The sequence below is a fragment of the Achromobacter deleyi genome, from assembly GCF_902859705.1.
Classification (GTDB): domain Bacteria; phylum Pseudomonadota; class Gammaproteobacteria; order Burkholderiales; family Burkholderiaceae_B; genus Achromobacter; species Achromobacter deleyi.
Window position 1 is genome coordinate 84,921 of record NZ_CADIJO010000019.1, and the last position, 22,330, is coordinate 107,250.

The window sequence follows — 22,330 nt, forward strand, 5'->3', positions numbered from 1 at the left end:
GGCGGGAAGGATAGCGGGGGGCGGCGAAAGGCTGGGTGCATGAACGCATCCAGTTATGACAAGATGTATGGGCGGGGCTCCGGCGTCGCCTCAATGCGGCGCGCCAGGCCGCCCCACCCCCGGTGCTATCATCGCCCGCGTCCCATCCTCTTCTTGAATACGCCGTTCCCCGTCGTTCCGCCCTGGGCCGCCTTCTGCCGCGGTCGGGCCGAGCCGAGGCAGGTCAGGCTCCGCCCGAAGCATGAGCATCTTCCAACACGTATTGTTCCTCGCCTGCGTGGCGCTGGCGACCTACGCCCAGACCATGACGGGCTTTGCCTTTGGCCTGGTGCTACTGGGCCTGTCCGGCGTGTTCCAGCTGGCGTCCGTGTCCGACGTGGCCAATGTGGTCAGCGTGCTGTCGCTGGTCAATGCGGTCGTCACGCTGGCCCGCGCCAAGCCGCAGGTCAATTGGCGGCTGATGGCGCCGGCCCTGGCCAGCAGCCTGGTCGGCGTGGGGGCGGGGGTGGCCGCGCTGGCGTGGATCAGCGGGTCCATGGCGGTGCTGCTGCAATTGCTGCTGGGCGTCACCATCATGGCCTGTGCCGTGCTGCTGGTTGCGCGCACCCAGCCGCTTGAGCGCGTGTCATCGCGCGCTTCGTTCCTGTTCTTCGGCGGCGTGTCGGGCGTGTTGGGCGGCTTGTTTTCCAGCGCCGGCCCGCCCATGGTGTATCACCTGTACCGCCAGCCTCTGCCGCTGGCGTCCATTCGCAATAGCCTGCTGGTGCTGTTTTCCCTGAATGCCCTGGTGCGGCTGGCGCTGGTGACGGGGCAGGGCGCATTCAAGGCGAATTCGGTCTGGCTCAGCCTGCAGGCCTTGCCCGTGGTGATCGGCGTGACCTGGGCGGCGCGCCGCTACGGCACCGCCGGGTCCATGAAGACCATCAAGCGGATGGTCTTCGTGCTGCTGGTGGCGGCCGGGCTGGGCCTGGTGGTGCCCGCGTCCCGCATCCTGGCGGGCAGCTAGCCGCCAGGGCGGGAATGGCGGTCGGCCGTGGGCTGACAGCCGCCGCGCGGCCAGGTCAGTGCGACTGGCCGGAAATGTAGCGTTCGAGTTCCGTGATGATGAACTTCTGCTCGCTCATGACATCCTTGACCAGGTCGCCGATGGACACCAGGCCCACCAGCTTTTGCTCGTCGATGACCGGCAGATGGCGGAAATGCCGTTCGGTCATCAGCGCCATACAGTGTTCGCGGGTGTCTTCGGGGCGCACGTAGAAGACCGAATCGGTCATGATGTCGCGCACTTTGGTCGTGCGCGACGAGCGGTCCTGCAGCACGATCTTGCGGGCGTAGTCGCGCTCGGTCAGCATGCCCAGCACCTCGGCGCCATCGACCACCACCACGGCGCCGATGCCGCGCTCGGCCATGGTCTTGATGGCGTCGTACACCGAAGATTCCGGCGAGACCGTCACGACGGCGGGGTTGGCCTTTTCCCTGAGAATCTCAGCAACTTTCTTCACGATGTGCTCCCGAATCGCTGGCAAGGTTCAAACGCCGGCCCCTGCCGTGCGCCTGCGCGCGGCGAGCGGTGTGGCCGTGGCTCCATCCTAAGCCCGGGGCAGGGATTGCCGCAAGCGTCTGATAGCGGGGTATCCCGTATTGCGCAGGAGGCTCCTGGAGCAGATGGCTATAGTCACTATTGCGCTGCGCTCCTCTGTCAGCGCGCCGGTGGAGTGGCGGCGCGCTCGGCGGCAATCGCCGCCAAGACGGCGTCGGTTGTCAGCAGCCGGGACGGATCAGCTTTGCAAGCTGCGCTGATCGCCTCGACTTGCCTGAGCCAGTCGCACGCGGTTGGGTGGGCATCCCGGGGGACATAGGGTGGGGGCAGTGCCGCTTGAGTGGGCTCGTGCGAGTCCTGTTTGGCGATGGGGAAGGATGGCGTTGGGGCGCGCAGCATGGGAAAAAATCCTGGTCATTTATCTCCAAGATAGGCTACGTGCCGCGCCGTGGCACCACAAGGCTTTGAATCCCTTCACTCCGTCCTATCTATATGGCGGCGGCCCGCAAGCGCAGGCCGCCGCCCCGCATCACCTCAACGGATCAGAAACCCCGCGCCCACCGGGTCATTCTTGTCGATGACCCAGCGTGCCGTACCCAGGATGCTGGCGGTGCCCTTTACCGTGGGGCGCACCGCGCGGGTGCCGTTCAGGTTCACCTCACCCAGCAGGCAGCCTTCGAATGTGCCGCTGCCCAGCAGGCCTTCCGACTTGATCGGCTGATTCAGGCCCATCTTGCCGCGCGCCTCGAACATCGCCATCATCGCGCTGGTGCCGGTGCCGCCGGGCGAACGGTCCAGTTGTCCCGCGCTGAACACGTGCACGTTCTTGTAGAACGCGCCTTCGATCGTCGGCTGGTGCCAGAACGTAATGAAGTTCAGGTTGTTGATGTGCGCTTCGGTCGGATGCTGGATGCGGTGGCGTGCATTGAGCTGGTCGCGCACCAACAGGCCCATGCGCGACAGTTCCGTGCCGTTGTCCGGCGAAATGCGCAGGTCGCAGTTCGACAGGTCGACGATGCCGAAATAATTGCCGCCCCACACGATGTCGGCCGACAGCTTGCCGTAGCCCGGCAGTTCCACCGGGATGTCCTGCGCGGCCACGTAGGCCGGCACGTTCTCGAAGCGCGTCCACAGCACGTTGTCGCCTTCGGATGCCACTTCCGACACCACCAGCCCGGCGGTGGTCTCGAAGCGGATGCGGGTGATGCCGTCCTTGCCGCGCGGCACCAGGCCGTTGGCCACCATGGCCATGCTGACCGCGATGGTGCCGTGGCCGCACATGTGCGAATACTCGGTGCCGTCGATGTAGATCAGGCCGGCGTCGTACTCGGGGCTGGACGGCGGCGTGAGGAACACGCCGAACATGTCCTTGTGGCCGCGCGGCTCGCGCATCAGCGCCTTGCGCAGCCAGTCGTAATGCTGTTCCAGGAACGCGCGCTTTTCCAGGATGGTCGAGCCGGCGGGGTACGGAATGCCGCTATGCACGATGCACAGGGGCTCGCCTTCCGTATGGGTATAGATGACATCGAACGCGTCTTGCTTGCGCATGACAGAAGCTCCAGGCGGTAGATAGAAGAGAAAAGTTATTTGCCGCGTTCGGACAGCATGTCCAGCCCGACGGTCAAATCCAGGATCACGATGGCGACGACCGCAGCCACGATCGTGGCGCCCGATACGGCTGCGATGGTCGGATCAATCGTGTATTGCACATAGTTGAAAAGCTTCACCGGGATCGTGTTCAGGTCCGCGGTGGTGTTGAAAATCGACAGCTCCACGTTGATCCACGACGAGATGAACGCGAAGATCGAACCGGTCACGATGCCCGGGCGGATCTGCGGCAGCACCACCAGGAAAAACGTGGTCCAGGGATTGGCGCCCAGGTCGGCAGAGGCTTCTTCCAGCGCCCGCTGTTCGGGCGTCAGCAGCGTCAACGTGGATCGCAGCACGAACGGCGCGATGCTCACGATGTGGCCGATCAACAGCGACAGGAAACTGCGCGTCAGCCCGAAGTACGCGCCGAACTGCAACAGCGCCGCGCCCAGCACGATGTGCGGCAGCACCAGCGGCGACATCAGCACCGACGTCAATGCGGCCTTGCCCGGAAATTCGTAGCGCGCCAGCGCCAGCGCCGCGGGCACCGTCAGCAGCACCGCCGCCACCGTCGCGGCCAGCGCCAGCACCGTGCTGGTGGTGAACGCGGCCACGTAGCCGGCTTCCACCAACAGCGTGCGATACCACTCCAGTGTCCAGCCCTGCGGCGGAAACGCCAGGTACGGCGTGGCGGTGAACGAGGCGCCCAGGATCACCACGAGCGGCAGCGCCAGGTAGGCCAGCACAACCAGCGCGATCAGGCGGATCAGGTGGCGGGCGATCATCGCGTGGCTCCCGGCAAGGTGGCGGCGCGGTTGGCCAGCGCCACCAGGATCAGGGTAAAGACCAGCAGCACCATGCTCAGCGCGCCGCCGTAGTGAAAGTCGAACACCGTGCTGTATTGCTGGAAGATCAGCATCGACAGCACCGTGACGCGGCCGCCCGACAGCAGCGCCGGCGTCACATAGGCGCTGACCGCCAGCGTGAAGACAATGATCGCGCCCGACACCACACCGGGCAGCGTCAGCGGCCAGGTCACATGGAAAAAAGTCGCGGCAGGGCTGGCGCCCAGGTCGGCCGAGGCCTGTTCGCAGGCCGGGTCCACCCGCGCCAGCGCATTGCCCACCGCCAGCACCACAAAGGGCAGCAGCACATAGACCATGCCGATCAGGATGCCCAGCTCGGTGCCGATGAAGCGCATCGGCCGGTCCACCGCGCCGGTGGCCATCAGGCCCTGGTTGACCAGGCCGTTGCGGCCCAGCAGCACCATCCAGCCAAAGGCGCGAACGATGTTGCTGGTGAACAGCGGCACCACCAGCAGGATCACGCAGGCGCGGCGCCAAGCCTGCCAGCGCACCACGCGCACCAGGTACCAGGCCAGCGGATAGCCCAGCACCAGGCAGGCCAGCGTCGTGAACAGGGCCAGCCTGAACGTCACCAGGATCACGTCCCAGTGGTATTGATCGGCCAGCACGCGCAGGTACTGGGCGGCCGTGGGCGTCAGCCCGTCAGGCCCGCCGGTGGCGCTGGCCAGCGCCACCACCGCCAGCGGCGCCAGGAAGAACGCCGCGAAGAACAGCACGGGCGCTGCCAGCAGCAGGCCAGGAGAAAGCCAGGCGCGCCGCATCATGGCTGCCCGCTTATCAGGTGCAGGTTCTGGGGCGCAAACGCCAGCGCCACCTCGGCGCCGCCATGCAGCCCCGTGGGGGCAATGCCGCCATGCCGCGCCACCAGCGTCTGCGCGCCGATGTCGACATGGATCATGCTGTGGCTGCCGACGTTGATCACGTCGGTCACCTTGCCGGTCAGCATCGCGTCGGCCGCGTCACACAGCTTCAGGTCTTCGGGCCGCAATACCGCCAGGCCGCGGGCGGCGGCCGGCTGCGGAAAGTGCGGCACGCGTAGGCCCTGGGCGTCCAGCACCAGGGCGCCGTCGTCGGTGGCGGTGTAGGCCAGGAAATTGGCGTCGCCGATGAATTCGGCCACGAACTGCGAGGCCGGACGCCGGTAGATATCGGTACCCGCGCCCACCTGCTCGATGCGGCCCGCGTGCATCACCACGACGCGGTCGGCCATGGTCATGGCCTCTTCCTGGTCGTGCGTGACGAAGATGAACGCGATGCCCAGCCGTGCCTGCAGGTGCTTGAGTTCAAGCTGCATGCGCTTGCGCAGCTTCAGGTCCAGCGCCGACAGCGGCTCGTCCAGCAGCAGCAGCTTGGGCTGGTTGACGATGGCGCGCGCCAGTGCCACGCGCTGCTGTTGGCCGCCTGACATTTCCCGGGGATAGCGCGCACCGAAATCGGCCAGCCCCACCATGTCCAGCGCGTCCCGGGCGCGGGTCGCGGCCTGTGCCCGGGACGCGCCCTGGCGCCGCGGGCCATAGGCTACGTTTTCCAGTACCGTCATGTGCGGAAACAGCGCGTAGTTCTGGAACACGGTGTTCAGCGGCCGGTGGTGCGCGGCCAGGCGGCTGATGTCCTGGCCGTCGATCAGGATGCGGCCGGACTCCGGCTTCAGGAAGCCTGCGATCGACTTGAGCAGCGTGGTCTTGCCGCAGCCGCTGGGGCCCAGCAGGGCGACGAACTCTCCCTGCTGGATCGCCAGGTCGATGCCGTCCAGCGCCTGGTAGGCGCCAAAGCGCATCGACACGCCTTCGATAGTGAGCAAAGCGGACATGGGAACGGGACCTTGCTCAGCGCTTGCGGGCAACCTGCCGGTTCCACGCATCGGTGACCTCGGCGCGGCGGGCGTTGATGATGTTCCAGTCGAACAGGCTCAGGTTCTTCACCGAGCCTTCCGCGCCCCAGGGCAGCTTGCGGGCGACGTCTTTGGACACCTGCACGTCCTTGACGGCCGGGCCCAGGTACAGGCGGGTGGCCAGGCAGGCGGCGGCATCCGGCGTCAGGGCGGTGTCGATGAATTTCTGCGCGGCAGCCTTGTTGGGCGCGCCCTTGACCAGGTGCAGGCGCGCGTCGGTCGCCCAGACGCCTTCCTTGGGCACCGTGAAGCCGATCGGCAGGCCCTTGTCGATCAGGTCCCAGGCGCCCACGTTGAAGTGCGCGCCGATCACGGCTTCGCCGCTCTGGTAGGCGTTGGTGGCCGCGCCCGAGCTGTCAAAGAACAGGGCGGTGTCCAGCGACGCCAGCTTGGCATACAGCGGGCCCAGGTTCGACGGATCGATCGCCCAGACCCGGGCCAGGAAGAAAATGAATGGCACGCCGGACGAATTGGCGGGCGAGGGCACCGCCACCGCACCTGCATATTCGGGCTTCCACAGGTCTTTCCAGCTGGTCGGTGGCTGGGTCACTTCCTTGGTGCTGTAGGTGATGCCCAGCGAGTAATAACCCGTGCTGACCGCGAATACGGATGCGCCGTCGCGATACACGCCCTGGTCTATCACGTTCTTCAGGTTGGGCACGGCGGCCGGGTCCAGCCCATCGAGCACGCCGGCCTGCTGCGCCAGCTCGCTGATGCCGCCGTCCATCCAGGCCACGTCGATGGTCGGCGCGGCCTTCTGCTGCTGCAGCTTGGCCAGCGTGGTGGTAGACGTGCCGACTTCCGGCACGACGGTCACGCCGGTCGCCTTGGTATACGGGTCCGCCACGCAGGCCCGGAAGGCATCGCCCCAATTGCCGCCGTACCAGGCGACCGTGATCTTCTGCTGCTGCGCCAGCGCTGCCTGCGACGCCAGGATCAGCCCCGCACCCAGTACTGCGGCGCCCAGCGCGCTGCGGCTGTGTGTTGCCATGTCGGATTCCCCTTGTAGATTTGTCGATCCGCGAATCATTGACTCAAGTACCACAGCCACATCTTGGGCGATGCTCGGGAAAACGAGCTTGAAGGCGCGGGACATAAACTTGAATAATTGCGTCATGACTGTCGCCGCGCCACCTTCGTCCGCACCGCTCTCCTATGAAGACGGCGAAGACCTGCTGCCCCCGGGGAAACCCGCACTGACCGTCGGCCTCGTGCTGCTGGACCAATTCACGCTGGCCGCCTTTGCCGGTTTCGTGGACGTGCTGCGCCTGGCGGGCGACCACGGCGGGCGCAGCCGGCAGATCCACACTGCCTGGCGTGTGATGAGCTGGGACGGCAAGCCGCGCTGTTCCAGCGCCGGCCTGACCATCGACGTCGCCGCGGGCCTGCCCGACGACCCGACCCAGTTCGACTACATCGCCGTCTGCGGCGGCAACGACTATTCCAGCGGCCGCATGCCCGAGCCGCTGCGCGATTGGCTGCGGCTGGCGGCTGCGCAGCGGGTACGCCTGCTTGGCATCTGCACCGGCACCTTCGCCTTGGCGCAGGCCGACGTGATCGGCCCGCGCACGGTCTGCGTGCACTGGAATGTGCTTGAGGCCTTTCGTGAGCGCTTTCCTCAGACCCGTGCGGTGGTCGACCGGCTGTTCGTGGACGAAGGCGATCTGATTTCCTGCGCGGGGTCGACTGCCGCGATCGATCTGGGCCTGTACCTGGTGGCGCGCCACTGCGGCCGCGACAAGGCGCAGCAGGCGATGCGCCACATGATGCTGCAAGGGGCGCGGCCCGGCCGTGTGCCGCAAGCGCATTTCCGCACCGACCTTTCGGGTATCCAGGACGTGCGGGTGCGCCAGGCCGCGCATTTCATCGAACAGCGCATCGACAATCCGCCGCCGCTGGATGCCATTGCGCGTTATGTCGGCGTAGGCCGCCGGCAGCTGGAAAGAGCCTTTCGCCTGGCCACGGGCATGTCGCCCATGGCGTTTCAACGGCAACTGCGCCTGGAATATGGCAGCTGGTTGCTGCTGAATAATGCCTGCAGCATCACGCAGATTGCCCTGGATTGCGGCTTTGCCGATGGCGCGCATTTTTCGCGCGATTTTCGTGCCCATTTTGGCCAGTCGCCGCGCCAGTATCAACAGGTACATGGACGCCAGGCCGCACAGGTCGACGGCGAAATCAGCGTCTTCCCCGCCTAGTCCGGTTACCTCCCGAAACCGCGCGGCCCCGCGCCGTCATCAGCATGACGGACCCCTGCCTTAGTATGGGCAGGTACTGGCATTGCGTTTCGAAGGAGACCTGCATGACCTACGATCTTTGGTATTGGGACGGCATCCCCGGACGGGGGGAGTTCGTGCGTCTGGCGCTCGAGGCGGGTGGTATTGCCTATCGCGAGCGGGCCCGCGAACCCGGCGGTGACAACGCACTGCTCAAAGACATGCTGTCCGACCGCAAGCATCCGCCATTCGCGCCGCCGTATCTGGTCGCCGGCAAGATGACGCTGGCGCAGACCGCCAACATATTGCTGTTTCTGGGCGAAAAACACGGCCTGGCGCCGGACAGCGTCGAAGGCCGCCTGTGGGTGAACCAGTTGCAGCTGACCATCGCCGACATGGTGGCCGAGGCGCACGATACCCATCACCCGATTTCCGCCAATGATTATTACGAAGACCAGAAAGAAGAAGCGGCTCGTCGGGCGCGCAGTTTTCGCGAAGAACGCATTCCCAAATTCCTGGGTTATTTCGAAGGGGTGCTGGCCGGGCCGGATGCCTGGTTGGCGGGGGGCAAGCGCTGGACTTACGCGGATTTATCGCTGTTCCACCTGATCGATGGCCTGCTGTACGCCTTTCCCAAGCGCATGGGCACCCAGGCCGTGAAATCTCCCAACATCATGGCCCTGCATCGGCGTGTGGCGGAACTGCCGACGCTGCAGCCTTACTTCGCCAGCGGCAGGCGCCTGCCTTTTGGCGAAGGCATATTCCGCCACTATCGGGAACTGGACGCGGAATAAACCCCCATCGGTTTTCGATCCGACGCCATTTTTATTCACGAGTTAAATAAATAGGGCCGCCATCGAGGCGGCCTTTTCATTATTACCGCCAGGCATTCGAAAATACGAGACGGATGCGTATTAACCCTGACGTCGCCATGTATTGCGGTTTATGTCGCAGTTGAATTAATGCTGAATTTGCGAGTAATAAAGAAACGTCGTGAAACTTTTTTCAGTAACCGTCTTCTGAAAATATTGAGAACGCCTGATTTTTAGGATTAAATATTTTCGACTGGATACATTCTTCCGTTTTCTCTGTATTCACTGACCTGCCGTCGCTGCGGTAGCGACGGATATGCAGGCAAGCGTGTGCATGCGGCGCGGCGTGCACTGCCTGATTGTTGGGACGCGCCAAGCAGTCTGCTTCAGATAAGCCGCCGTTTCTTTATCCGTTTCAGAACACTCGTCCCATCCACTGGCAGGAGATGTCAACATGCAATGGCTTACCCTAAACCGCTTGCTCCGTGGCGAGCGCGGTATGCAGAAAGCGGACCTGTATGGCCAGATCGCGGCCATCCACAAGGCGCAGGCGGTTATCGAATTCGATCTCGAAGGCCACGTGTTGATGGCGAACCAGAATTTCCTGGACACCATGGGCTACGAACTGGACGAGGTGCTGGGGCAGCATCACCGCATGTTCGTCGATCCTGACGAGCGTGAATCCCCCGAATATCTGGATTTCTGGCAAAGGCTGGGGCAGGGCGCGCATGACGCGGGCCGTTATCGGCGGATGCGCAAGGACGGTTCGGACGTGTGGCTGCAGGCCAGCTACAACCCGATTTTCGACAAACGAAATCGTCCCTTCAAAGTGGTCAAGTACGCCACCGACATTACCGAGCAGCAACAGCGCCAGGCCGATACCGAGGGCCAGCTCGAAGCCATTTCCAAGGTGCAGGCCATTATCGAGTTCGAACTGGACGGCACCATCATTCGCGCCAACGACCTGTTCCTGAATGCCGTGGGTTATCGCGAAGACGAGGTCGTGGGCCGGCATCACAGCATGTTCGTGCTGCCCGAAGAGGCGCGCGGCCAGGCCTACAAGGATTTCTGGCGAAAACTGCGCGGGGGCCAGCACGATACCGGCCAATACCTGCGCATCGGCAAGAATGGCCGCCAGGTCTGGATCGAAGCCAGCTACAACCCGATTTTCGACGCCGAAGGCCGGCCGTTCAAAGTCGTGAAATTCGCCACCGACATCACCAAGCGTTTCACCGCCGCCCAGACCCTGCGTGTGGCCGTTCAGGGGCTGACCGAAAATGCCGAGCGCGCCAGCCAGGCCAATACCCTGGCGCAGGACGCCTGCAAGGTCGCCGAAGAAGGCGGCAAGACCGTGCAGGGCGTGGTGCGCACCATGAGCGCCATTACCGACAGCTCCAAACGCATTTCGGAGATCATCGGGGTGATGGACGGCATCGCGTTCCAGACCAATATCCTGGCGCTCAATGCCGCGGTCGAGGCCGCACGCGCGGGGGCGCATGGCAAGGGTTTTGCCGTCGTCGCCGCCGAAGTGCGCAGCCTGGCGCAGAACAGCGCTGCTGCGGCCAAGGAAATCAAAGGGCTGATCACGACCTCGGTCGAACAGATCGAAAACGGCGCCAGCCAGGTCCAATCGGCAGGCGCCACCATGGAAGACATCGTGGCCTCGTCGCGCCGCGTGACGGAAATCATGGGGGAAGTCGTCGAGGTCTCGCTGGCCCAATCCGGGAAGCTGGGCGAAGTGACCGAAGACATCACCCAGATGACCGCCGAGGCGGCCTCCGCCTTGCAGGCCGCCCACGAATTGCATGGCGGCCACGCCATCCTGAAACCGGCGGTCAAGCCGGTGGCGCCGTCCGTGCGGGCCCGTCCGGCCGCCAATACGCCGCTGCCGCCCAAGCCCGTGCTGGAATACGTGCGGTACTGAGTACTCGGTGAGCACTCGGGCGGCGCCACCGGCCGCCCGAGTGCGCTATAAATACGGTCTTGTTTGAACCCGTCGGCCCAGGCAGGAAACCCCCGCCCGGGCCGTGCTTTTTTTGCGGCAATCTTCAATGACCGAATCCGAAGCCCTGGCTCTTGCCACCCATCGCCACTACAAGGGCGGCCTGTACCGCTATGTGGATACCGCCCGCCATTCCGAAACGGAAGAGTCGATGGTGGTCTACGAGCATCTCTGGCCGCACGCCCGCGGCCTGTGGGTGCGGCCGGCCGACCTGTTTTTCGGCCAGCTGGCCGACGGCTCGCCGCGTTTTGCCCCGCTGCGCGCGGCGGAGTAGGCCGTGGCCTTCTACTACCGCAGGACGCGTCAGCCGGGCACCACGGCCCGGCCTGCCGGCGCCGCTCGCCCGCCGTCGGCGGCGGTGTCCGCGGCGCTGGACGCCTTGCGCGGCCCGTTCATTGTGGCCGACTTGGAAACCACGGGTTTGTCGACCGCGAGCTGCGAGATCCTGGAATTCGCCGCAGTCCGCGTGGGACTGGACGGTGCCGCCGAACGGGAATATGCACAAGTGGTGCGCACCCGCGGCGCGGTGCCGCCTTTCATTTCGCGGCTGACCGGCATCACCCAAGCCGAAGTCGACAGCCAGGGCCTGCCCGTGGCGCAGGCGTTTGCAAGGTTCCTGGAGTTCGTCGAAGACCTGCCGGTGTTTTTCCACAATGCGTCGTTTGACCGCCGCTTCCTGGAAGCGGCCGCGTTGCAGACCGGCATGCCGTTCGCCAATGCCACCCATTGCACGCTGGCGCTGGCTCGGCGGGCCTGGCCGGAACTGCCCTCGCACAAGCTGGATGTGCTGGCGCGGCATGTGGGGGCATCCGAACCCACTCACCGGGCGTTGGCCGACGTGCGCACCACGGTTGCCGTGGCGCTGGCGGCCAGTTCAAGGCTGGCGGCGTCAGACTGACGCCGCCCGTTTTCAGACCACTTTCTGTTCGTGATGTACCTGCGGCGGTTCCACGAAGAAGCCCGCCACCAGTTTGCGCCACTCTTGAAAATCGGGCGATTCCCGGAAATCCACCATATGGTTTTCGACGGTTTCCCAATCTACGACCAGCGTGTAGCGCTGCGGCTGCTCGATGCTGCGGTACAGCTCCATGCCATGGCAACCCCGGGCGCGCAGAAAAAGCGGTTTGGCCTGCGCCACGCCGGCCTCGAACAGCGCCTCCTGGCCTTCACGGACATGAATGCTGGCGATCTCCTGGATCATGATGGTGTCTCCGGATGAAAGGGGCCGGGCAGGGCCCGGTCGGGCGGAGTAGTATGGCTGAAAATTCCCCTCGCGTCGCCGGGCGGGCAGCAGGTTCGGCCTGCCGGCCCCCCGCCATTTCGATGAACCGACAAGCTGTCACCCTGCCGCGCCTGATCGTTGCTCGCCTGTTGTGGTACGCGGCGGTCGCCGCGCTCGCCGTCATGGCGCTGGCCTCGCAAACCCAGTTCAGCGTGGCCGCCGTGCTGTCGGCCATCGCCATCTACGTGCCGCTGTCCATGCTTGGCCTGCCGCTGATTGCCTGGTTGGGGCTGAGCCGCGCCAAGGGCATCCCGCCCAAGGGGCTGGCGCCCGTCTGGCCATGCTTGCTGGCCGGCGGGGCGGGCATCGCGCTCCTGGCCAGCTACCATCTGTCGGCCCGGCTGGAACTGGCCGAGTGCGGCGTGCTGTTGTTGCTCGTCGCGGTGGACCTCGCGCTGGTGCGGCGCGAATCGGCTTGCCTGGCCGGGCGCATCGGTGCGGACTCGCGGGCCTGATCCCGAGTCCGCTGCCCACGGCGTCAGGCGATTCTGCAGTCGTGATACGGCTTTGCTCCGTCCATCCTGACAGTCAGCCTAACGGCTGTCACCGCTCGGCCTGCCGCCGTGCGCGCTAGGTTAATTGCGCGAGGGCGCGGCCCGTCGACCCATCCTTAGAGTTGAGAAGCGCCGCAGCAATTTCTTGCGCGGCGCGTCCCGCCTCGTCCATCCGCATGGCCCGCGGCGCGGTGCTCGCAGATTCCACGACATCTTTTACGTCTTCTTCCCCACTCTCTAGGGACCGGTCGCCCGTTTAACCGATATCGACATCCTTAGTGCGGCGCAATCATTCCGTACCAATACAAAAGTCCCAAGCGTCACGTTGCCGTAAGGGCGTACTGCGTCGGGGTGGTAAAGGTCCGCGCCGGTCGGCCACCGGCACCTGTTCATCCGCATGAAACGGATCAGGAGGAGCTCAAATGAAAAAGCTCGCAGCAGTCGCAACTCTGTCCTTCGTCGCGTTCTCCGCCTACGCGGGCGGGCCGAGCCCCAGCATTTCCGCATCGGGCCATGTCGGCACCATCACCGGAACGGTCTCGTCGGTTTCCACGGGCACTTCCGTGGTGTCGACTCAGATCAACGGCTATGGCTCATCGAACCAGACGTCGTTCGGTGAGACGGGCGGCGTCGCCAGCGCCGGCGGCACGTTCGACAAGGACGGCACCAACGTGGTGACGAGCACCCGGCAGTACGCCACCAGCGAGACGTACGGCCATATCACCGGCAATGCGCCGATCATGGTGGGCGACAGTGTCGCCAACGGCGGCGCCACGTTCGGCAGCACCACCACGAACGCCTCGGCAACGGGCACGTTCAATGCGGGGGCGATCGGCGCCACGGCGTCGATTCACGGCATCGGTCCCGTGGGCGGTATGGGCGGGTTCGGTCACTGAGCAGCAGGCAACCCGGACGGCCTCGGCCGTCCGGCTGGAGGACATCATGAAAACCATTGCGCTTGCCTTATCCCTGTCGCTGTCGCTGGTGGCGTTCTCGGCCAACGCCCAGACCAGCTCTTCGGCTGCGACGACCTCGGCGTCATCGGGGTCCACCAACGCCGGCAACAACCAGGGTATTACGCTTAACTCCAACAATAGCGGCTCGAGCACCTTGCGCACGGCGCCGCCGATTGGCGCGCAGAGCTTCTACGGCTCGTTCTCGTCAGACAGCTGCATGGTGTCGGCGGGCGGCGGCGGTTCAGTCGTAGGGTTCGGCATGAACGTCGCGTTTCCGGTCGAAGACACCAAATGCAGCCTGCGCCGCAACTTCGAACGCACCATGCAGGCCGCCGCGTCGACCAAGGACCCGGATCGCTCGCGCAGGCTGGAAACGGCCGCGGTCGACATCCTGTGTCAGACCGACGATCGCACCAAGGCGGCGTTGACCGCCCAGGGCCTGTGCACCAATCCGTCGCTGACCACGGCAGACCACCGCTTCGAGAATCCGACCGTGGCCCAGGCCGCGCCCGCGAGCGCCGCGCCGCAGGCCATGATCGCGCCCGCTCAGCCGCCGATGCAGACGGCACAGTACGCGCCGCCGCCTGCGCCTGTCGCCGCGCAAGCCTATCCGGTGCTGTCGGTGCAGAACTCCATGTCCAACTCGCCGCCGCTGCGCAATCCGCGGATGGATCGCCAAGGGCTGGTGGACTTCTATTCGCCGGGTTGACATCGTGTCCGGCGAACCGATGCGCAAAGGATCAGGGCGTGGCGGCTGGCGCGGCCGTGGCGCCCGGTCCTTCAGCGGCAGGCGCTTGCAAGGCCGTGGCCTGCGGCGCAGAGGCCAGCAGCATGGTGGGGGGCGACGATACCTCCAGCCCGGCGTCATGCAGCCGTTGCAGCAACGTGAACAGCAAGGCGCTGCGCACGCCGTACGACGAACGTGGCGACGACACATAGCCCTTGGCGTTGAACACCAGGTTGCCGCCTTCGATGCCATCCAGGAACACATTCGGCGCCGGCGTATCGAGCACATCCTCGTGATCGGCAAACGCCTGCAGGATCAGTTCGCGCACACGCTGCGCATCCGTTGACAGCGGCAGCGGCAGCTTGATCTGCACCAGGCCCAGCGGGTTCGAACGCGTCACGTTGCGCACGGTCTTGGTCACGAATTCCGAGTTCGGCACGATGACCGTGGAACGGTCACCCATCTGGATTTCCGTTGCGCGCACGTTGATACGCAGAATGTCGCCCTCGACGCCGCCCAGCGACACCCAATCGCCCACCTTGACCGGCCGCTCGGCCAGCAGGATCAGGCCCGAGACAAAATTCTGCACCACCGCTTGCAGGCCGAAACCGATACCCACCGACAGCGCACTGGCGATCCATGCCACCCGTTCAAGTCCGATGCCCGCCGCGGACAGCGACAAGGCCACGGCCAGCACGAAGCCCGCATAGCCGAACAACGTGGCAGCCGACAACTGCATGCCCGGGTCGAGCTCGGTGGTCGGCAGGTAGCGGTTGGACAGCCAGCGCTTGAGCATCTTCACGCTCAAGAGCGATACCGCCAGCACCAGCAACGCCTGCAACACCGCGCCCGGGCGAATCTGCGCTTCGCCGATGGCCAGTCCCTTGCGCAACTGGTCAAAACGTTGCAGCAGGTCCATCGGCCCTTCGCCGAAGGGCGCCAGCAGCAGGATCACCGCCAACAGCCCCACCGCCACGCGGCCCACGCCGGACAGCAGCACCGCCGCCTGGTCGCGCAGGCTGGGGCCTTCGCTGTCGTCGCGGTGCGACGTCCCCAGCAGGGTGCTGAAACCGTCTTCGATCAGGGTCGACAGCAGGTAGGCCGAGGCCAGGATGATCGCGACCCACAGCACCTGCTTGGTCAGAAAGCTGCCAAAGGCCACATAGCCGGCCAGCAGGCTGGCCAGGCTGATCGCCAGCACCGTACCCATCGCCGTAAGCAGCAACGAGATCCAGAAGGGCGTCGGCGCGGCGTCTGCCTGTTGCGCCTGGCGCCGCAGGCGCCGGCCGATCGACAGCGCAACGGCCATGGTCAGCATGACGAAGACGGACACGATGCCGGTCAGGGTGATGGTCGTGGTCAGGCTGGCGTTCAGCAGCACGGGCAGCCGTTCGGCCAGCCAGATCATCACGACCAGCACGCCCAGCACGCCGGGCAGCCAGCGCAGGCGCTGCGCGACCGCGTCGGTAATGGGCGGCAGGCGCCACGACGGCCGGTTGGTCGACATCAGCGCGTAGCCCAGGCCTGACACGTAGCCGCCGAAACACACCGTGGCCACCAGGTTGGCCAGCAGCGCGCCGGTACTGTCCGACAGCTGCGAATTCCAGTCCAGGCCGGTGTGGATCAGCACGGCGATGACGCCGGGCGTCGCGACGGCCAACGCCAGCAAGGCGACGGCCAGGAACGAGCGCCGCAGCCGCCCGGGCGGCACCCGGGTCGCCGTGATCCGGAGCAGCACGCGCCCGATCCAGATGCGCAGCGCGATCGCCACGGCGGCCGCCACGGCCAACAGCAGCCAGCCCCCCTTGGGTGTCTGGCCCACGGCGGTGGTCAGGTCATCGCGCAGCGCCACCAGGCGTTCCAGGTCGCCGGGAAATTCCTCGCGGAACTCCGCCCAGAACTGGCTGGACAGGAACGAATCACGGCGCTCGCCCAGCCGTGCCTGGAACTGCGTGCGGCGCAGGCCCGAGATCTGCTCGGCGGTCTGCGCGGCATCCACCGACAAGAGCCGCGCCAGCTTGATCTGCGCGTCCAGGGCGCGGCTGTTCTTTTCCAGCTGCATGCGCTGCGCCGCCACGTCGGGCGCTTCCTTGACGCCGTCGGGCGGGGCGCCCAACTCGCTCAGGCGCGCCGTCACGCTGGCCAACTGTGGCGTCAGGGCATCGGCGGTGGCATCGGCCTTGGATTGGATGTCCTGCACGTCGCCGCGTTGCTTGAGCAGGTTGGCATCGTCGGTCTCATCCGGCACGCGCTTGCGGATGTCATCGAGCTGCTTGCGGGCATTGGCCAGCGTGGCGTCGGTGTCGGCGGGGGCCGCGGGCGCCGCGGCGAAGGCGGGGCCCATGCAGAACGCCAGCAGCAGGGCGGCGATCAGCGCGGCAAAGGACAGCGTGCGCGGCCGGGCGGCGCGCAAAGGCGGGTGTTGCAGGTTCGGGGTCATTTTTCTTGGGGCGATTTGCTCGCGTCGAGGCGGCAGCATAACAAGCCGCAGACGGGACCGTTGCAACAAAAACTCAGCACTGTCCCTGATAGATTTCGTGGCATCGGCGATGCTGCGGATCGTCCATCTGGCAGGGGAAATGGGGCCAGATAGACCCAGACATCAAGGCGGGGACGTGCGCTTGGCGGCGGCCGTCCGGCGAGGCTTGCCCAGGACCTCATCGCACACGGCCAGCCAGGCCCGCGCGGCGTAGGAAAGATAGCCGGAGGACTGCCAGATATGGCCGACTTCCCATTGCAGTCCGGACTTGGCCAGCTTGGCGGTGCTCAGGCCGCGCGTCTTCATCCACTGCATCAGCGGCTCGGGTAGCAGCGCGGCGCCCAGGCCGGCCGAGGCCATCGCCACCAGGAAGTCCCAGTGTGCGCTCTGGGCCGCGATGCCGGGTTGCATCCCGGCGTCGGCAAAGGCCTGCCGCAGCCGTCGCGTCATGGCGAAATCGTCCGTGGGAATCAACAGCCGGGTGTCGCGCAACGCGCTCAGCGGCAGAGACGTCTTGCCCGCCCAGGCGGCATCTGGCGGCCCGATCACCCAGATGGGATAGCTGCCGAAGGCCTGCACGGCCAGGCCGCTGTCGGGCGCGACGGGCAAGATGGTGGCGCCCACTTCGAGTTCTCCGCCGGCCACCAGGTCTTCGACCGCGCGGCCCGTGCCCTCGCGCAGGGTCAGGTGGATGCCGGGGTGCAGTTCGCGAAAGCGTTTGACCACCGGCGTGAACAGCAGATTGATCATAGGCGGAATGCCGACCTCAAGCGCCCCGCGCTGCAGATCGGCGGTCTGCCGCAATTCCTCGGTCAGCTGGCGCATGGTTTCCAGCACCTGCAGGCCGCGCTGGTACATCACGCGGCCCGTATCGGTGGGCCGCGCCGTGTGGCCGTCGCGCACCAACAGCGCGGTGCCGGCTTCTTCTTCCAGCTGGCGAATCATCTTGCTGACCGTGGACTGCGTCACGAACAGCGCCTTGGCCGCCTGCGTAAAGCTGGCGTGCCGGACGGTTTCCACGAAATAACGCAGGGCGCGCACGTCCAAGGCTCAACTCCTTTGCAAGACGCGGAACATTCAAACAATGAAAAAAACGACTGGATTGAATGATTTTAAGTCATTACGAGATTTGCCGAGGCCTTCCTATACTGCGAAAAAAATCTGGAGACACCATGCATCTCGACCGTATCCGTCACCCTGGGCTGCGCGCCAAGATCACGTCCGCCGAACAGGCGGCCCTGCTGGTCCAAGACGGCATGACCGTCGGTATGAGCGGCTTCACCCGCGCCGGGGACTGTAAGTCCGTGCCCGCGGCCCTGGCCAGCCGGGCAGAGCGCGAGCCGCTGTCGATCACGCTGATCACCGGCGCTTCGCTGGGCCACGACACCGACAAGATGCTGGCGCAGGCCAATGCGCTGGCGCGTCGCATGCCGTTCCAGGTCGACACCACGCTGCGCCGCAAGATCAACCAGGGCGACATCGCCTTCATCGACCAGCATCTGTCCGAGACCGCGGAGCAATTGCGCGCGGGCCATATCGGCCCCATCGACGTCGCCATCATCGAGGCCGCCGCCATCACCGAAACCGGCGCCATCGTGCCCACCATGTCGGTGGGCAATTCGGCTTCGTTCGCCCAGCAGGCGCGCACCGTCATCATCGAACTGAACCTGGGCGTGCCCGCGGCCATCGAAGGCCTGCACGACATCTACGTGCCCGGCGACCGTCCGGGGCGCGAGCCCATCGGCCTGGTGTCGGCCGACCAGCGCATCGGCCAGCCGTTCATCCAGGTGGACCCCGACCGCATCGCCGCCATCGTCATCACGCAAGAACCGGACAGCCCGTCCAACGCCTTGCCGCCCGACGCCGAAACCAATGCCATCGCCGCGCACATCAACGCCTTCCTGCGCCGCGAAGTCGATGCAGGGCGCCTGACCAATTCGCTGCTGCCGCTGCAGGCAGGCATCGGCACCATCGCCAACGCCGTCCTGCATGGCTTCGAGTCGTCGGATTTCGATGGCCTGACCATGTATTCCGAGGTGCTGCAGGACAGCGCCATCGAACTGCTGGACCAGGGCAAGCTGGCGTTCGCGTCGGCCTCGTCCATCACGGTGTCCAAGCCGGTGTATGAAAAGATCCTGGCCAACATCGAGCACTATCGCGAACGCATCGTGCTGCGCCCGCAGGAAATCAGCAACGCACCGGAAATCGTGCGGCGCCTGGGCATCATCGCCATCAACACGGCGCTGGAATTCGACCTCTACGGCAACGTCAATTCCACCCATGTCGGCGGCACCCACATGATGAACGGCATCGGCGGCTCGGGCGACTTCGCCCGCAACGCGCACCTGGCGATCTTCGTGTCCAAGTCCATGGCCAAGAACGGCGATATTTCCAGTGTGGTGCCCATGGTGTCGCACGTGGACCATACCGAGCACGATGTCGACGTGCTGGTCACGGAATGCGGCCTGGCGGACCTGCGCGGCCTGGCGCCACGCGAACGCGCCCGCGCCGTCATCCAGCACTGCGTGCATCCGTCGTACCGCGACGCGCTGCAGGACTACTTCGATCGCGCCTGCCAACGCGGCGGCCAGACGCCGCATCTCTTGGAAGAAGCCTTTTCCTGGCACCAGCGTTTCAACGAAACGGACAGCATGCGCGCGGCGCCGTCCGCCGAGCGCAAGGTTGCCTGAGTCCGGCGCGGTTTGACTGCCGCCGCAGTTGGGGGTAAAGCCGGGCCGCTTTACCCCTTTTTTTCTTGCGCGGCCTGGGCGGCCTCGTGGCGCGCCGGCGTCACCAGCGTCTTGCTCGACCGCTCCAGCTCATCGCGCAACCACTGTTTGAACGCCACCAGTGGCGCCCAGTCGCGCAGGCTGGGCCGGTAGACCAGGTGATAGGTCTGCGCCTGTTCGTAGTGCACGCTGACGGGCGACACCTGCACCAGCCGGCCTGCGCAGATCGCGTCGGCCGCCAGCAATTCACGTCCCAGCGTGATACCCAGCCCCTGTTCCGCCGCCTGCAGCATCATGCCTGCGTCATTGAAGGTCGCCACCGGCGTAACGGGCACCCGCAGGCCAGCCGCGGCGAACCAGTGCTGCCACATGTCCCGTTCGCCCAGCAGCGGCTGGCGCGCCAGCGTTTCGGGCGTGTTGTCCGGCAAGGCCCGCGCCGTCTCGGGGGACGTCAAGGCGATCAGCGGCAGGGGCATATCGAACAGCGGTTCGGATTCGACGCCCGGCCAGGGCCCGCGGCCAAACCGCAACGCCGCATGAAAACCGTCGCGCAGCAGATCCACGACCTGCTGGGATGTCTCGATTTCCAGCGACAGGCCCGGATGCTGGGCATGCCAGCGCGCCATGCGCGGCAACAGCCAGCGCTGCGCAAATGACGGCAACACCGACACGCGCATCCGCTGCGCGCTGCCGCTGGCCGCCGCGGACGCCGCCATCAGCCCTTCGTCCAGCAACGCCATGGCGCTTTGCACGCTGCACAGAAGTGCCGCGCCAGCGGCATTGAGCACAATGCCGCGCCCGCTGCGCTCGAACAAGGGAAAGCCCAATTGCTCTTCCAATCCCTTGATCTGCTGGCTGACCGCGCTGTGCGTCAGGTGCAGCCGGTCCGCGGCCGCGCGCAGGTTCTGCAGCTCGGCGACGGCGCGAAAGGCGGGCAGGGTGTTCAAAGGCAGGCGCATGGGCGGACTTTCATAGGGGGGAATCGCATTTGGTTAGATTAACTGACCGTAATGGGTAAAACAATTCGATTTTCAGACGGATATTGGGCGACTACGCTTACCAAAACGGATAAAGCCAAGGAGCCCAACCATGTCCGCGCAAACCTGCCTCTCTATTTCCCCGCCATTTGGTGCTGCGACTGGTGCTGCGACTGGCGCTGTGGCCAGCGCTGCGATCGGCAGCTCGGGGGCGGCCCGTCCCCAGCCGGCGTCCCCCGAGGTCCAACTGGCCGCTGCGGCGCCTGCCACGGTCACCGCTCAGGCCGAGCCGCAAAGCGCATCGCGCGGCGGCATCCTCAGTCGCCTGTGGCGCGCCTATCGCCAACGGCGGGCCGAGGCCGTCCTGCGCAACCTGGCGGACGAAATGGACGCCCATATGCTCAAGGACGTCGGCGCCCCGCAATGGTTGGTCAACGAGACCACCCGCGAACAAGCGCTCAAGCGGATCACCTCTATCGACAATCTGCGCTGGTGAGCGTCTGTCCGGTCGGGCGGCTGGCAAGCACGGTGGCGTCCTTTCCGCCCTCTCCTATATAGATAGGGGAGATGGCGCGTCGTGCTGCTATCCATATAGATAGGGAAATGCCGCATCGCCCTGCTATCTATATAGGTGACTTTCCATAGAGGACTCCCATCCAGGGCGCTTGTCCAGATGGGCGGTTGGGCGCCCATGTCTATATAGAGCGCGCAGGAAGAGGGCATCTTTGCGGGGAGCGCCCTCTTGGAAAGCGCTTCTCTATATAGAGCGCTGCTACAGCCCGCTGCTGTAGCGCACGCCCGAATCGATAGCGCCGATCCACGGCGGGATCAGCCTGGTGGCGCATGCCCTGCGGCCGATACGCAGGTTTTTGCTTCCGGCGCGTGACAACGCAAAAATCTGTGCTATAGTCTCGCTCCTTCGCAGTTCAAGCAGTTTTGTGAACAGCGAGGCCAAGCAAGTGCAACGGATCTGGCCACTTAGGTGAACGGATTTGCCGCAGGGCTCCAAGGCGATGAGCGGGTCAGTAGTTTGTGACCTGATTCTCGAACCAGCAGTCAGCGGGTTTTGCAAAAGAGGGTGCAAATCAGGCAGAAGCCAGTTGCACAATCTGCAAAAATTGTGCTATAGTCTTGGGCTTGGCTGGTGACAGCGAATCAGGGTTTACCCGGTAGGGTGATCTGAATCAAGTTACTAGCCGACTGGGCGGTGACCAACCTCTGGGGTTTCCCGGGGCTGCTGGAAAGTGAAGTGATTCACCGGATGGCGGGGTTGCAAGATAGGATGCAAATTAGGCAAAAGCCGGTTGCATAATCTGCAAAAGTTGTGTTATAGTTTCAGGCTTGGCAGTTGCCGAAAAGTTAGGGTTAACCCTGGTGTTTCGATAGCTGCTAGGGCGAGGCCTGAAGAGGTCGTAAGGCAGGGCGGTGAAGTTGAGTTGAAAAACGAAAGTTTTAAAGCGAAACGAAGCTGACTTGACAAACGATAAAAACTTCTTCATAATCTCGTTTCTCTGCTGCAACGACAGTGACGACGCGAAAGCGAAGTTGGCCGAAGTTGAGGGCAGATAGCAGTAGGAAGTACAGAATTTAGCAGTACCGCTCTTTAACAATTAAACAACCGATAAGTGTGGGCGCTTGATGCGAGTGCAGAGTGACTCCGGTCACAAGCACAATGAAATCAAGTGCTCACTAGAAGTGAAGTACCTTAGACGTCAAGTTTAAGAACATACCTCACTTCCTTTGAGTAGCGACGTATGACTCGACCCTTT

Annotated in this window: 21 protein-coding genes; 11 read left to right on the top strand and 10 right to left on the bottom strand. The window is 64.9% G+C overall.

Translation table 11 applies throughout. The features are described from left to right. Positions 1–241: 241 nt before the first annotated feature. A complete protein-coding gene (locus HV798_RS23440) occupies positions 242–1,006 on the top strand; it encodes a TSUP family transporter (RefSeq protein ID WP_175194558.1) in 765 nt (254 codons plus the stop codon). Between the two features lie 55 nt (positions 1,007–1,061). On the opposite strand, the gene HV798_RS23445 is transcribed toward HV798_RS23440, so the two are convergent. From HV798_RS23445 to HV798_RS23470, 6 genes are all read right to left on the bottom strand, one after another. Further along, positions 1,062–1,502 (bottom strand): CBS domain-containing protein, encoded by a 441-nt coding sequence (locus HV798_RS23445; RefSeq protein WP_025139508.1) that lies wholly within the window; start codon positions 1,500–1,502, stop codon positions 1,062–1,064. Between the two features lie 572 nt (positions 1,503–2,074). Further along, positions 2,075–3,088 (bottom strand): proline racemase family protein, encoded by a 1,014-nt coding sequence (locus HV798_RS23450; RefSeq protein WP_025139507.1) that lies wholly within the window; start codon positions 3,086–3,088, stop codon positions 2,075–2,077. 35 nt (positions 3,089–3,123) lie between these two features. Next, positions 3,124–3,915, bottom strand: a complete 792-nt coding sequence (locus HV798_RS23455) for an ABC transporter permease (RefSeq protein ID WP_175194561.1) — start codon at positions 3,913–3,915, stop codon at positions 3,124–3,126. Next, positions 3,912–4,760: an ABC transporter permease gene (locus HV798_RS23460; protein ID WP_175194564.1), complete on the bottom strand. Its 849-nt coding sequence runs from the start codon at positions 4,758–4,760 to the stop codon at positions 3,912–3,914. The genes HV798_RS23455 and HV798_RS23460 overlap by 4 nt, the downstream gene beginning before the upstream one ends. Next, entirely contained in the window at positions 4,757–5,806 is a 1,050-nt protein-coding gene (locus HV798_RS23465; protein WP_175194566.1) for an ABC transporter ATP-binding protein, read from the bottom strand. The genes HV798_RS23460 and HV798_RS23465 overlap by 4 nt, the downstream gene beginning before the upstream one ends. A gap of 16 nt (positions 5,807–5,822) precedes the next feature. After that, on the bottom strand, positions 5,823–6,878 hold the full coding sequence (locus tag HV798_RS23470; RefSeq protein ID WP_175194568.1) for an ABC transporter substrate-binding protein: 1,056 nt from the start codon (positions 6,876–6,878) through the stop codon (positions 5,823–5,825). A 124-nt stretch (positions 6,879–7,002) separates the two neighbouring features. Here HV798_RS23470 and HV798_RS23475 point away from each other — a divergent pair, with 124 nt between their 5' ends. From HV798_RS23475 to HV798_RS23495, 5 genes are all read left to right on the top strand, one after another. Further along, on the top strand, positions 7,003–8,085 hold the full coding sequence (locus HV798_RS23475) for a GlxA family transcriptional regulator (RefSeq protein WP_175194570.1): 1,083 nt from the start codon (positions 7,003–7,005) through the stop codon (positions 8,083–8,085). Between the two features lie 104 nt (positions 8,086–8,189). Next, on the top strand, positions 8,190–8,897 hold the full coding sequence (locus HV798_RS23480) for a glutathione S-transferase (protein WP_175194573.1): 708 nt from the start codon (positions 8,190–8,192) through the stop codon (positions 8,895–8,897). Between the two features lie 472 nt (positions 8,898–9,369). Continuing rightward, positions 9,370–10,839 (top strand): methyl-accepting chemotaxis protein, encoded by a 1,470-nt coding sequence (locus tag HV798_RS23485; protein WP_175194575.1) that lies wholly within the window; start codon positions 9,370–9,372, stop codon positions 10,837–10,839. Positions 10,840–10,966: 127 nt separating this feature from the next. Further along, positions 10,967–11,191, top strand: a complete 225-nt coding sequence (locus HV798_RS23490) for a DUF1653 domain-containing protein (protein WP_025139499.1) — start codon at positions 10,967–10,969, stop codon at positions 11,189–11,191. A 3-nt stretch (positions 11,192–11,194) separates the two neighbouring features. Continuing rightward, positions 11,195–11,815, top strand: coding sequence for a 3'-5' exonuclease (locus HV798_RS23495; RefSeq protein ID WP_175194578.1), 621 nt, complete (start codon positions 11,195–11,197; stop codon positions 11,813–11,815). Between the two features lie 12 nt (positions 11,816–11,827). On the opposite strand, the gene HV798_RS23500 is transcribed toward HV798_RS23495, so the two are convergent. Next, positions 11,828–12,118, bottom strand: a complete 291-nt coding sequence (locus HV798_RS23500; RefSeq protein WP_175194581.1) for an antibiotic biosynthesis monooxygenase family protein — start codon at positions 12,116–12,118, stop codon at positions 11,828–11,830. A 122-nt stretch (positions 12,119–12,240) separates the two neighbouring features. Between HV798_RS23500 and HV798_RS23505 the strand changes: the two genes are divergently transcribed. The 3 genes from HV798_RS23505 (at position 12,241) to HV798_RS23515 (ending at position 14,358) form a co-directional block, all read left to right on the top strand. Further along, on the top strand, positions 12,241–12,654 hold the full coding sequence (locus HV798_RS23505) for a hypothetical protein (protein ID WP_175194584.1): 414 nt from the start codon (positions 12,241–12,243) through the stop codon (positions 12,652–12,654). A gap of 461 nt (positions 12,655–13,115) precedes the next feature. Continuing rightward, positions 13,116–13,589, top strand: a complete 474-nt coding sequence (locus HV798_RS23510) for a hypothetical protein (RefSeq protein ID WP_029954239.1) — start codon at positions 13,116–13,118, stop codon at positions 13,587–13,589. Between the two features lie 46 nt (positions 13,590–13,635). Beyond that, the gene (locus HV798_RS23515; RefSeq protein WP_175194586.1) at positions 13,636–14,358 is read left to right on the top strand and encodes a hypothetical protein; all 723 of its coding nucleotides are present in this window, start codon (positions 13,636–13,638) and stop codon (positions 14,356–14,358) included. A gap of 31 nt (positions 14,359–14,389) precedes the next feature. Here HV798_RS23515 and HV798_RS23520 read toward each other — a convergent pair whose 3' ends face one another. Both HV798_RS23520 and HV798_RS23525 read right to left on the bottom strand, forming a co-directional pair. After that, positions 14,390–16,816 (bottom strand): DUF3772 domain-containing protein, encoded by a 2,427-nt coding sequence (locus tag HV798_RS23520; protein WP_025139493.1) that lies wholly within the window; start codon positions 16,814–16,816, stop codon positions 14,390–14,392. A 162-nt stretch (positions 16,817–16,978) separates the two neighbouring features. Next, positions 16,979–17,902, bottom strand: a complete 924-nt coding sequence (locus tag HV798_RS23525) for a LysR family transcriptional regulator (protein ID WP_175194588.1) — start codon at positions 17,900–17,902, stop codon at positions 16,979–16,981. A gap of 125 nt (positions 17,903–18,027) precedes the next feature. Between HV798_RS23525 and scpC the strand changes: the two genes are divergently transcribed. Next, a complete protein-coding gene (gene scpC / locus HV798_RS23530) occupies positions 18,028–19,545 on the top strand; it encodes a succinyl-CoA:acetate CoA-transferase ScpC (RefSeq protein WP_175194590.1) in 1,518 nt (505 codons plus the stop codon). A gap of 50 nt (positions 19,546–19,595) precedes the next feature. On the opposite strand, the gene HV798_RS23535 is transcribed toward scpC, so the two are convergent. Further along, entirely contained in the window at positions 19,596–20,543 is a 948-nt protein-coding gene (locus HV798_RS23535; protein WP_025139490.1) for a LysR substrate-binding domain-containing protein, read from the bottom strand. 130 nt (positions 20,544–20,673) lie between these two features. Between HV798_RS23535 and HV798_RS31735 the strand changes: the two genes are divergently transcribed. After that, the gene (locus HV798_RS31735) at positions 20,674–21,057 is read left to right on the top strand and encodes a hypothetical protein (protein WP_246289081.1); all 384 of its coding nucleotides are present in this window, start codon (positions 20,674–20,676) and stop codon (positions 21,055–21,057) included. Positions 21,058–22,330: the final 1,273 nt, after the last annotated feature.